Origin of the sequence: Amycolatopsis speibonae, assembly GCF_042647925.1 — a bacterium.
In the GTDB taxonomy this organism is placed as follows: domain Bacteria; phylum Actinomycetota; class Actinomycetes; order Mycobacteriales; family Pseudonocardiaceae; genus Amycolatopsis; species Amycolatopsis speibonae.
On record NZ_JBHRWK010000030.1, the window covers coordinates 56,714 to 67,958 of the forward strand.

General features: G+C 69.5%; 12 protein-coding genes. 5 read left to right on the plus strand and 7 right to left on the minus strand.

The window, feature by feature from the left end; translation table 11 throughout:
- Positions 1 to 122: 122 nt before the first annotated feature.
- From ACFOSH_RS22045 to ACFOSH_RS22065, 5 genes are all read right to left on the minus strand, one after another.
- A complete protein-coding gene (locus ACFOSH_RS22045; protein ID WP_378240919.1) occupies positions 123 to 695 on the minus strand; it encodes a MauE/DoxX family redox-associated membrane protein in 573 nt (190 codons plus the stop codon).
- On the minus strand, positions 692 to 1,120 hold the full coding sequence (locus ACFOSH_RS22050; RefSeq protein ID WP_378240920.1) for a S26 family signal peptidase: 429 nt from the start codon (positions 1,118 to 1,120) through the stop codon (positions 692 to 694). The genes ACFOSH_RS22045 and ACFOSH_RS22050 overlap by 4 nt, the downstream gene beginning before the upstream one ends.
- On the minus strand, positions 1,117 to 2,949 hold the full coding sequence (locus ACFOSH_RS22055) for an ABC transporter ATP-binding protein (protein ID WP_378240921.1): 1,833 nt from the start codon (positions 2,947 to 2,949) through the stop codon (positions 1,117 to 1,119). Before ACFOSH_RS22055 ends, ACFOSH_RS22050 begins: the two co-directional genes overlap by 4 nt.
- Positions 2,946 to 3,488, minus strand: coding sequence for a TlpA family protein disulfide reductase (locus tag ACFOSH_RS22060; protein WP_378240922.1), 543 nt, complete (start codon positions 3,486 to 3,488; stop codon positions 2,946 to 2,948). The genes ACFOSH_RS22055 and ACFOSH_RS22060 overlap by 4 nt, the downstream gene beginning before the upstream one ends.
- Before the next feature lie 80 nt (positions 3,489 to 3,568).
- Positions 3,569 to 3,775 (minus strand): hypothetical protein, encoded by a 207-nt coding sequence (locus tag ACFOSH_RS22065; RefSeq protein WP_378240923.1) that lies wholly within the window; start codon positions 3,773 to 3,775, stop codon positions 3,569 to 3,571.
- 209 nt (positions 3,776 to 3,984) lie between these two features.
- On the opposite strand from ACFOSH_RS22065, the gene ACFOSH_RS22070 reads away from it, so the two are divergent.
- Both ACFOSH_RS22070 and ACFOSH_RS22075 read left to right on the plus strand, forming a co-directional pair.
- A complete protein-coding gene (locus ACFOSH_RS22070; protein ID WP_378240924.1) occupies positions 3,985 to 5,787 on the plus strand; it encodes an AfsR/SARP family transcriptional regulator in 1,803 nt (600 codons plus the stop codon).
- Between the two features lie 129 nt (positions 5,788 to 5,916).
- Entirely contained in the window at positions 5,917 to 6,396 is a 480-nt protein-coding gene (locus ACFOSH_RS22075; protein ID WP_378240925.1) for a cupin domain-containing protein, read from the plus strand.
- Between the two features lie 3 nt (positions 6,397 to 6,399).
- Here the strand turns inward: ACFOSH_RS22075 and ACFOSH_RS22080 are convergent, their stop codons facing one another.
- Complete coding sequence (locus ACFOSH_RS22080) at positions 6,400 to 6,807, minus strand: RidA family protein (RefSeq protein ID WP_378240926.1); 408 nt, start codon at positions 6,805 to 6,807, stop codon at positions 6,400 to 6,402.
- A gap of 98 nt (positions 6,808 to 6,905) precedes the next feature.
- Here ACFOSH_RS22080 and ACFOSH_RS22085 point away from each other — a divergent pair, with 98 nt between their 5' ends.
- From ACFOSH_RS22085 to ACFOSH_RS22095, 3 genes are all read left to right on the plus strand, one after another.
- On the plus strand, positions 6,906 to 7,298 hold the full coding sequence (locus ACFOSH_RS22085; protein WP_378240927.1) for a winged helix-turn-helix transcriptional regulator: 393 nt from the start codon (positions 6,906 to 6,908) through the stop codon (positions 7,296 to 7,298).
- 59 nt (positions 7,299 to 7,357) lie between these two features.
- The gene (locus ACFOSH_RS22090) at positions 7,358 to 8,293 is read left to right on the plus strand and encodes a helix-turn-helix domain-containing protein (protein WP_378240928.1); all 936 of its coding nucleotides are present in this window, start codon (positions 7,358 to 7,360) and stop codon (positions 8,291 to 8,293) included.
- Positions 8,294 to 8,376: 83 nt separating this feature from the next.
- Positions 8,377 to 10,200 (plus strand): proprotein convertase P-domain-containing protein, encoded by a 1,824-nt coding sequence (locus ACFOSH_RS22095; protein ID WP_378240929.1) that lies wholly within the window; start codon positions 8,377 to 8,379, stop codon positions 10,198 to 10,200.
- 69 nt (positions 10,201 to 10,269) lie between these two features.
- Here the strand turns inward: ACFOSH_RS22095 and ACFOSH_RS22100 are convergent, their stop codons facing one another.
- Positions 10,270 to 11,043, minus strand: a complete 774-nt coding sequence (locus tag ACFOSH_RS22100) for a maleylpyruvate isomerase N-terminal domain-containing protein (protein WP_378240932.1) — start codon at positions 11,041 to 11,043, stop codon at positions 10,270 to 10,272.
- Positions 11,044 to 11,245 lie beyond the last annotated feature (202 nt).

Consider the following 11,245-nt stretch of genomic DNA (forward strand, 5'->3'; position numbering starts at 1 on the left):
CGCGTGTCGCCCGTCGGAGCACGCGTGTCGCCCACCCAGTCACGCGAAGCACCGACTCGGTCCAGTGGTCGTGAGTGGCGATTCGGGTTATTAACCGTCCTAGCCACTCACGACCACCGCGCTCACCGCACTTCCGGCACCGCCCCGACCACCAGCTCAGCGAGGTCGTCGAACCGGACCACGGCCACCGCCCCCACCGCACCGACAGCCGCAAAAAGCACCACCGCGACCGGATCCCCGCCGCCCACACCCGGCAACGCGACGAGGCCTGCCGCGGCGACCAGCAGCAGGAGCGCGTTGCGCACCACGTGCCGGTACGCGAGCACGGCGCGCGCCGGGCCGAAACAGCGGCACGCCGCACCGGTCCGGCGCGCCACCGCCCGCCACACCGCCGCGGTCAACACCGCGAACAAACCCGCCGCGAGCACCAGCCCGCCGAGAGCGAGCCACCGGCCCGCGTCCGCGAAGACGTCCGCGAAGATCAGCGCGGCCGCGGGAAGCAGGAGCGCCGCGATCGCGAACTCGGCGGCCAGGGTGGCCACGGCGAACAGCCCGGTCCAGCGCGCCGGGATCCCGAACGCGGGCACCGACGCGGCGAACTCGGCGTAGGAGCCCTTACCCCGCACCTTGCTGACGGCTGACACCAGCAAAACCAGTCCGCACAGGACGATCGCGAAGACGGCGACGTAGCTCATCGCTGCCCGATCGGCCGGAGCACGACGCCGATCAGCGCGTCCGCCGGGATGTAGCCGAGCCGCCGGGAGTCGTTGCTGCGCGCCGGGTTGTCGCCCAGCACCAGCAGGTTTCCCTGGGGAACGACCGTCTCGGGCACCGGGATCTGCGACGGCACCGGATCGCCGGGGACGGCCACCGCGCGTTTCACCAGCCGTCCTGCCGTCGGGTCCCCCGGCCCGCCGGGCCCGCCCTGCACCACCACGACCTGCCCCGTCCGTACGCGTTCCAGCCGGGACCGCCGCACCAGCAGCCGGTCGCCCGCGACGTAGGTGGGCTCCATGCTCACCCCGTGCACCGTCACCACCAGCAGCCGCCGTCGCAGTGTCACCAGCCACACGACCAGGACGGCCACCACCACGGCCGCCGTGAGCACCACATACATCATGGGGACACCACCTCGTCGTAACCCGAAGCCTGCAGGCGGAAGAGCCTCGCGTACTCCCCGCCGGAGGCGATCAACTCGTCGTGCGAGCCCAATTCGGTGACCCGGCCCTCGGCGAGCACCGCGATCACCGCGGCGTCGCGGACCGCGCCGAGCCGGTGCGAGATCAGCACGCTGGTCGCGCCTTCCCGGTGCCGCCGCAGGCTGCTGTGCACCTCGTGCTCGGCTTCCGCGTCCAGTCCCGAACTCGGCTCGTCCAGGATCATCAAGTCCCGCCGGTCGCGCAGGAACGCCCTGGCGAGCGCGAGCCGCTGCCACTGACCGCCCGAAAGGAGCACGCCGGTCTCCGGGTCGTCCCGGTCCGCCTCGTCGAAGAACATCCGGGAGAGGAAGGTGTCGTACCCGCGCGGCAGGCCGGCCACGATGTCGTGCGCGCCCGCGCGCCGCGCCGCCGCGACGACCCGCTCGCGATCGTCCATGACGGACACGTCGCCGAGCCCGATGTTCTCGGCGGCGCTGAGGTCGTAACACATGTAGTCCTGGAACACCGCGCCGATCCGGGCGCGCAGGTCCTCGACTCCGACGTCGCGCAGATCCACGCCGTCCCACAGGATCGCACCGCGTTCCGGATCGTAGAACCGGCACAGCAGCTTGACCATGGTCGACTTCCCCGCCCCGTTCAGCCCGACCAGCGCCAGCGACCGTCCGTGCGCGATGGTCAGGTTCACTCCTCGCAGCACCCAAGGCTGGTCTTCGGCGTAGCGGAACCAGACGTCGCGCAGTTCGATGCCCGAGCGCAACGCCGCGAGCCGCCGGGGCTCGGCCGGGACGGGAAGATCCGGGCCCTGCGACTCGATCTCCTCGTAGTGGTCGAACAGCAGAGTCGAATGATGCGCCGAAGCCAGCCGGGTGACGAGGCTCTGCAACGCTCCCTGCATCCCGCCGACCGATGCCACGAAGATCGCGATGTCGCCGAGCGAGAGCCTGCCGTGGGCGGCCAGCCACGCCGCCCAGACCAGGCCGCCCGCCGCGACCGCCGCCGTGAGCCCGGCCAGCAGGCCCTGCACGCGCGCGTCCCGGCGATCCTGGCCTTCGACGACGGCGTGCGCGGCGGTCAGCTCGACGAGCATCCGCCGCCGGAACAGCTCGCCGAGTCCCAGCAGCCTCAGTTCTTTCGCCGCGTCCAGGCTCGCCAGCAGGTCGGCGTAGAACAGCTCGCGCCGCTCGGTGGGCGCGATCGACCACAGGACACGCGCCCGCGCGCGACTCAACCGCAGATTGGCGAGCAACGCGGGGATCGCCGCCACCAGCACGATCACCGCCATCCCCGCGTTGATCACGAGCAAGGTCCCCAGGAACCCGCCCAGGGTGACGGCCGCCTGCACCGAGCCGACACCGTCGTCGACGAGCTGGCCCGGGCCGCTGCGGCCGGTCTGCTGGGCGAGCCGGAGCTTGTCGCGGAATCGTGGATCCTCCATCCTCGCGATCCCGGCCAGCCGGTCCATCGCCCGGTAGAGACGGTCCATCGTCACCACGGCCACCGACCGGTCCAGCCGCTGCTTCAGGTATTCGGTGCCGATCGGGAGCAGGCCCACCAGCAACCCGGTGACCGCGAGGGCGACCGCCCACGGGAGCAGCTTCAGCCACACCTCGCCGGCGGCCAGTCCGTCGAGGAGGACCTTCATGCACCACGCGGTCGCGATCGGGACGACCCCGCCGATCAGGCACAGCACCAGGTACAGCGGCGTGCCCACCGGGGCGGCCTGCCTGGTCAGGCGGACAGCCGCCGCCAGCAGGCTCAGTACCCGGCGGGCGCCGAGGGAGGTGTTCACAGCTTGGCCGGCACCGGCAGAACCGACATCTCCCACCCGCTGGCCAGCACGGTCCGGTCGCCCTCGACCAGGCAGAGCGCGGGATAGCCGGTGGCGCCGAAGGCCTGGTGCACGTCACCGCCGTCGAACTCTCGGATCACCTCGCCGACCTCGCCGAGCCGGGCGACCATGTCGGCCGTCTCCGCCTCATCCCCGGCCGCGATCGCGAACACCTTCCCTTCGAACCGGGCGGCGTACTCGATGAACTCGGGCATCCGCTCCTTGCACGGTTCGCAGTTCGGCGAGAAGAAGCCGACGAGGGCACGGGAACCGTCGATGTCCGCGATGGACAGCTCGGCGCCCCCGACCGTGGTGGTGGAGAAGGCGCCGATGGTGGCGCCCGCGGGCAACGCGATCTGCTGGTCGACGCCGGACTTCTGTTGCACGTTCTTCAGCGTCTCGTTCTGCTCGCGCAGCCTCCGGATGATGCCGAAGCTGAGCAGCAGGTCCAGCACGCACAGGAGTCCGACGAGCACGACGGCGGCGGTCAGGATGGGCATGGTGTTCTCCAGTGGAGGAAGAGGGACGGGCGGGGTACCGCGGGGTGGCGGCCGGTGTCGCCGCCGCCCCGCGGTGTCGATCAGCCTCCGCAGATCCGGTAGGCGTAACAGGGTCCGCAGAACACCTTGCAGGCGCCGTTCGTCGAACAGTTCTGCCGGAAGTCGCTGCGCTCACGGCAGTAGCAGTGCTTGGTGAACGGGTCGGGCGGGCAGCCGGCGCCCACGTCGGCCTTGGCCACGAACACGCTCAGCAGCTTGTCGCTGAAGGTTCCCAATGTCTTGCGCATGTTCCGCGCTCCTCACTTCCTCCGCGCCGGGTGGCGTCGGCAGCGCCCAACGTAGGAAAGGGCGGTACACGAACGCGGATAGTGCGGATACACCCGCGCGTGTATCCGCTGTGCACCCGATGCGAAGTGAACTTCCGGCAAAGTCGTCGGTGATAGAACTGCCTTAAGGGGTCTCACGTTTCTGTCTCCAACTCTCGGGAGAGGTGTGAGTGTCGTCGATCGAGTTCAGGGTTCTGGGGAGGCTCGAGGTACACACCGAAGGCGGGACGATCGCGCTGGGCTCGGCGAAACAGCGCACGCTGCTGGCCGCGTTGCTGCTGCATCCCGGCCGGACAGTCCCGCTTCGCAGGCTCGTCCAGACGTTGTGGGGTGACGAACCGCCGCTCTCGGCGGTCGCCAACCTGCGCACCTACGCGAACCGGCTCCGGAGCGTCCTACCGGGAGAACACATCTCCGGTCGCGCCGCGGGCTACGAAATCACGCTGCGCCAAGGGGAATTGGATCTCCACGGGTTCACCGAACGGGCCGGGGCGGGCCGCGCGGCGCTCGCACGCGGTGATCACGCCGCCGCCGTCCGTCATCTCGGTGAGGCACTTTCCGCTTGCCGGGGCGCGGTGTTGGAAGATCTCGCCGACAACGAGGCGCTCGCCGGATCGATCGCGCCGGTCGAGGAACTCCGGCTTTCGGTCGCCGAAGACCATCTCGACGCCCGGCTCCGGCTCGGCGAACACCGCGAGGTGATCGCCCCGCTCCGCGAGTTCGTCGCCGAACATCCGTTGCGGGAGCGGCCATGGGCGCATCTGATGACCGCTCTGTACCGATCCGGTGATCCCGCGGGCGCGCTCGCTGTCTACACGGACTGTCGCCGGGTGCTCGCGGACCGTCTCGGCCTGGAACCCTCGCCGGATCTGGCGGAACTGCACCGGGCGATGCTGGACCGGGATCCGGGCCTCACCGCGGTCTCCCCCGCCGCCGTCACCGTGACGGCCCCGGAAACGACCGCGCCGCAGGAGCTTCCGGTGCGCTGCCGGTCGTTCGCCGGCCGGGCCGGGGACGCCGCGCGCCTGACCTCGCTGCTCGTCGAGACGGGACAGTACGGGCCGAAGGTCGCGGTGGTGCACGGTCCGTGCGGCATCGGCAAGAGCGCGCTCGTACTGGAGGTGGCGCACCGGGTCGGGGCCCGGTTCCCCGGTGGACAGTTGTACGTCGATCTGAGCGTCGACGGCCCGGCCTCCCGGGTTCCGCCGCGGCTGCTGCGGCACCTCGGCGTTCCCGCGTCGGACATCCCGTGGACGCCGGACGAGGCCGCCGCCGTACTCCGTTCGCAGCTCGCCCACCGCGCGGTGCTGCTGGTGCTCGACGGCGCGACCGAGTCCGTCGCACTCCGGGCACTGATCCCGGCGACGGGATCGTGCGCGGTGCTGATCACCGGCCGCTCGCCGTTGATGCTGGACGGCGCGGAGCATGTCGCGCTCGGCAGGCTGTCCGATGGGGACGGGCTGGATCTGCTCGGACGGCTGGCCGGACGGTCCAAAGTGGACGCGGATCCCGCCGCGGCCGCGGAGATCGTCCGGCTCTGCCATGGGATCCCGGCGGCGCTGCGGATCGCGGGCACCATCCTGGCCAACCGGCCGACCCGGCCGCTGTCCTGGCTGGCGCGTCGCCTCACCCCCGAGGCGAGCAGGCTGGACGAACTCGGTTTCGGCGGGGAGTCCCTGCGGGCGCTGTACTCTTCTGCGTTGCGGCCGATCGCGGCGGGCAGGGATCCGCTCGCCGCGGCGGCGTTCCGGTTGCTCGGCAGGCCGGGTTTCGAGGTATGCCGCTCGGATCAGGTCGCGGCCGTCCTCGATACGTGCCCGTCGAAGGCCGAGGCCGCGTTGGATCGCCTCGTCGATCTCGGGCTCGCCGAATGGGGCGAGGAGGACACCTACCGGTTGCCGCCGCTCATGCGGCTGTTCTCGGCCGAGTTCGCGGCGATCGTCCCGGCCCAGCGAGCCGCACTGTCCTGGTGAATGCCGCACCGATCGATAACCTTAGTATTATCGACCGGTGTGGTTTTCCGCATTGATCAAGGCCCGCCGCCGGGAGAAGCTTGTCCTGTCAGCGAGCCCGCTGAACACGGAAACCAAGGAGACGCCACCATGTTCGACCCCATCCTGCTCCGGGCCGCCGACGCCGAGATCGTCAGCGACGCGCCGGGCAGCGACATCACGCTGCTGGCCGACTCGGACACCACCGACGGGGGCTTCACCGCGAACCGCGCGACCCTGAAGGACGGCGTCTTCGGCACCCCTGCCCACTTTCACACTCGCGCGACCGAGTTCTTCTTCGTGCTCGAAGGGAAGCTCCAGGTCCTCGTCGACGAAACCCTGCACACGCTGGAGAAGGGCGACTTCCTCGCCGTTCCGCCCCAGGTGCCGCACGCGTTCGGGCCCGCCGCCGGCTCGGACGCCGACGTCCTGGTCACCTTCACCCCGGGCATGGCCCGCTTCGACTATTACCGGCTTCTCGAGCGGGTCGCTCGCGGTGAAGCCGACCCCTCGGAGATCGCCGCGTCGTCGAAGCAGTACGACAACCACTACGTCGACAGCCCGATCTGGCGCGCCGCACGCGGCCAGTGAGCGTCAGTCGATGACCGCGGTCGCCTCGATCTCGACCAGATGCTCGGGCACGTCGAGCGCCGCGACGCCGATCAGCGTGCCCGGCGGGACCGGGGTGCCGCCCAGCTTGGCGGCGGCCCGGTCCACGCCTTCGAGGAACAGCGCGAGTTTGTCCGGGGTCCAGTCGACGACGTAGACGGTCATTTTCGCGACGTCGCCGAAGGTGGCACCGGCTCCGGCGAGCGCGGTGGCGATGTTCAGGTAGCACTGCTCGACCTGCGCGGCGAGATCACCTTCGCCGACAACGACGCCATCCGCGTCCCAGGCGACCTGCCCCGCGACGAACACCAGCTTCGACCCGGTCGCGATCGACACCTGCCGGTAGGCGGGGATCTCGGGCAGCCCCGCGGGATTCACCAGGGTGATACTCATCCGTACTCCTCGATCGTGGTCACTTGTGGTTACCCAGGAACTGTAGGAGAGTGTGCGTCGACCTGGAAGAACGCACTTTTTCGTGACTGGGGAACCTGATGGTGACCAAGCAGCTCAGCGGCAAGACGGATGACGCGGATCTGCTGCGGGCGGACTCGCTGGCGCGGGAGATCTTCTCCGACGTCGCCAACAAGTGGGCGCTCCTGATCATCGAGACGATCGGCGACCGTACCCGGCGGTTCACCGAACTGCGGAACGACATCGAGGGCATCAGCCACAAGATGCTCACCCAGAACCTCCGGATGCTGGAGCGCAACGGCCTGATCGAACGGACGGTGCATCCGACCGTGCCGCCGCGGGTCGACTACACGCTCACCGAGGCGGGGCACGGCCTGCGCGCGACGGTCGACGGGATGTGCGACTGGACCCACCTGTTCCTCGGCCACATCGAAGACTCACGCCGCCGGTTCGACAAGCCTGTTAACGGTTAACAACCTGGCCAGGGCCTCGCCCGGTTCAATTCCCGTCTTCGCGGATCTATGCTCGGCGCGTGATCTCCGGCGGAGCCGAATCCCGGCCCGAGTTCGAGCGCTTGCTCCGAGAGGGGCCCTTCGCCGACGCGCTGCGCGAGGCGATCCGGGCGCGCGGCCTCAGCCTGGAACGTCTGCGCGACCATCTGCGGGCTCGTGGCGTCTCGATCACCGCGGCGACGCTCAGCTATTGGCAATCGGGGCGCAGCCGCCCGGAGCGCCGGGACTCCGTGCTCGGGCTCGGCCACCTCGAACAGGTACTGGAGGTACCGCCCGGCTGTCTGACCGCGCTGCTCGGACCGCCGCGTGCGAGAGGCCGGTGGCCTGCCCGCGCCGACGGGCTGCCGGAGATCGGCCGGTACTGGCCGGACCGGACACGGATCGACGCGGCCGTCAGCGAGGTCGACACCCGGTGGGACGAACGGCTGACGAGGATCAGTCAGCACGACGTCATCTCCGTCGGCCCCGGTCAGGAAGAGCTCGCGTTCCGGTCGCGGCAGGTGCTCCGCGCCGAGGCTGACGGCCCGGACCGGTGGGTGATGATCGTCCACATCGACGAGCACGACCGGCCGCTGCCCGCGGTGACCTCGTTACGGGGCTGCCATCCCGGCCGGAGCGTGCACCGTCCCGAAGACGGTCTTCTCGTGATGGAACTACTCTTCGAACGGCCACTCGTGAAAGGCGAAACCGTCATCACGGAGCACACTCTGGTGAACAGTGCCCCGTTCCCGCACGCGACGAACTACGAACGCAAGTTCCGGCTGCCCACCCGGGAATACGTACTCGAGATCCAGTTCTCCCCCGGCATGCTTCCGGCGCGATGCCGCCGCTATTCCGAACAGGACGGACAGCCCGCGGAGTGGACGGAAGTCCTGCCGGGACGCGATTCCGTGCACGGAGTCGCGCTGAATTTCGGGCCGGGCCGGTTCGGCTTCGAATGGGACTGGAACTCTTAATTGTTAACGCCTCGCGGACCTACAATTCCGCGCGGTTCGGGAATTACCGTCGGCACACCTGCTTTTCGATTCGAGGAGTGTGTATGCGACGGCACAGCAGAATGGTTTCCGGTCTGAGCGTCATGGCTTTGGCCTTGGCGGGACTCAGCCCGACGGCTCAAGCGGCTTCCCCGGCGACACCGGTCCATCCCGACGCCGAGGTGAACGGGGTGGCCGCCGCGTTCGGACTGACCACGTCCGAAGCGAAATCCCAACTGGCCGCACAGGACGAGGCCCACCGGCTGGCCGCGTCGCTGCCGGACGGGTTGCGTGCCCGCTCGGCCGGGCAGTGGTTCGACGCCTCCGCGGGCAAGCTGACGTTGGCCGTCACGAACACGGCCGACGCCGCCATGGCCAGGTCCGCCGGCGTCGAACCGCGGCTGGTGTCGCGGACCAAGGCCGAGCTCGACCGGACCGACGACGCCGTCCGCGCGCTGGTCGGCGACGGCGTCCCCGGCGTGTTCGGCTGGGGTGTCGACGTCCGGAACAACGAGGTCGGCGTATCGGTCGACCGCTCCCGCAAGACCGCCGAAACAGAGAGTTTCCTCTCCCGCGCAAGGGATCTCGGCGTGCGGATCACCGAAACCGCGTCTTCGCCGGGACAGCAGGCGGGCACGATCCAGACCGGCAATCCGTGGTGGCCGGGCGGCGAGAGCAACTGTTCGGTCGGCTTCGGCGCGACCGATTCGGCGGGCGCCAAGCACTTCCTCACCGCCGGGCACTGCACGAACGACCGCGACCAGGCCGCCTACGGCGCGTCGGGTCAGCAGAACCGGCTCGGCACGTCGAACGTCGGCGGGACGCGCAGCGTCAACGCCCGCGAAGGCGACATGGGCGTGGTCGCGGTGACGCAGTCCGGCTGGGAGCTCTCGGCGGCCGTCAACACCTGGGGCGAGCCGGCCGTCACCGTCACGGGTTCGGCCGAGGCCATGGTCGGCGACCGCGTCTGTCACTCCGGCAACACGTCGAAGTGGAAGTGCGGCGAGGTGAAGTACACGCACAAATCCGTCGACTATGGCGGCGGGCTCATCATCGAAGACCTGACCTGGACGACGGCGTGTTCGCTCGGCGGTGACTCGGGCGGCGGCTGGCTGCTCGGTACCAAGGCTGTCGGCCTGCACGACGGCGGCCCGTCCAAGTGCGTGGAGAACCCCAGCGACGGCGACATGTCCCTCTTCCAGCCGGTCATCGAAGCACTGAACAAGTGGAATCTCACACTGGTGACCGGAGGCGGCGGCGACACGACGGCACCGAGCGCGCCCGGCAACGCGCGGACCACCGGCACGACGTCGAACAGCGTCTCGCTGGCCTGGGACGCGGCCACGGACAATGTCGGTGTCACCGGTTACGACGTCTACAACGGCTCGACACTGGCGACCTCGGCGACGGGCACCAGTACCACCGTGACCGGTCTCGACCCGGACACCTCCTACGCCTTCACCGTGAAAGCCCGTGACGCGGCGGGGAACGTGTCGCCCGCGAGTGGTGTCGTGTCCGTCAAGACGGCGCCCGGCAACGGCGGCGTCCGGACACTGAGCAACGACACGGACTTCGCGATCCGCGACCACCAGCAGGTGTTCAGCCCGGTGACCTCGACCCTCACCGGACAGGCCGCCGCCTCGCTCGGGATCTCGGTGACGATCCGGCACACCTGTGCCGAGGACCTGGGCGTGACGCTCCTGGACCCGAAGGGCAAGGCCTACCCGCTCAAGTACAGCGGCGGTTCGGCGTGCACGGCCTGGAACGGCGCTCGGACGTTCTCGGTGCCCGGCGCGGCGTCCCCGGCGGGCGGCAAGTGGCAGCTGCGGGTCACCGACTACGGACCCGGCGACACCGGGGTGCTCGACACCTGGTCGCTGACGCTCTAGAGCTCCGGGCGGGCGTGGGTCTCGTGAGTGGTCAGGACGGTTCCGACCGTCCTGACCACTCGCGAGGCTTCAGGGCAGACGCACGACGCGCAGGAAAGCGGGCAGCAGCCACGGCCGCGGACCACCGACGACGATCTTGCGCGTCAGCGCGGTACGCACCCTGCCGACCCGGTGGAACATCATCAGGTTCAGCGACGGCGGATCGAACGAGATCCGGACGTCGACCGGCCCGCCTGGCTCCTCGACCGTGACCCGTCCCCGGTGCAGCACCAGCACGACCGGAGTCGTGTAGGCCGAGCGGAACGCCACGGCGATCCGCCTTTCCCTCGGCGGCTCGTCGGTGTCGAGAAGATGCCCGACGTCGTGGGTCAGCATGCCCACCATGAAGAGCTCGAAGAACAACGCCGCGTCGGCGGGCGAGATCGTCCACGGCAGTTTCAGCGCCTCGGCGATGTCCCAGCCGTGGATCTGCAGTTCGTTGACCAGGTGCGCGAGGACACCGGCCAGCGGCACCTTCGAGTCACCGAGCCAGTCCAGCGGGGCCGCCGGGTCGGCGTCCTCGGTCACCCGCAGCACTTCCTCGATGTCGGCGAGCAGCCCTGTCACCAGTTTCCCGATGTCGCGTTCGGGAAAATCTCGCAACACCAAGGTGTTCAGCACGGAAACCGTGTCCACAGTGGTCTTTTCGAGCTGCCCCTGCCCGCGGGCGTCCAGTAACGGGGGACGGTCCGGCCGCACCAGCGACGTGTACATCTTCGCGATCATCGCGACGTGAGCGACGGTGTCGGCCGCCGTCCAGTCCGCGGTGACCCGCGCGCCCGGATCCGGAACGCGGGCCACCATTTCCGCGAATCGCGCGCCCGTCACCCGATAGGCAGTCCGGACCGATTGCCATTGATCAGCCGTGATCGCTCTGGTCACAGGGGTGATTTTATCGTGATAGGGCGCGCCGATAAATAAACCGTATATTTTGATTTCGGCTGTCATGCTTGTGTTATGGGTTCGGTGGAGGATGTCGAGGCGGTACTGGCGGCGAAGTTCGAGG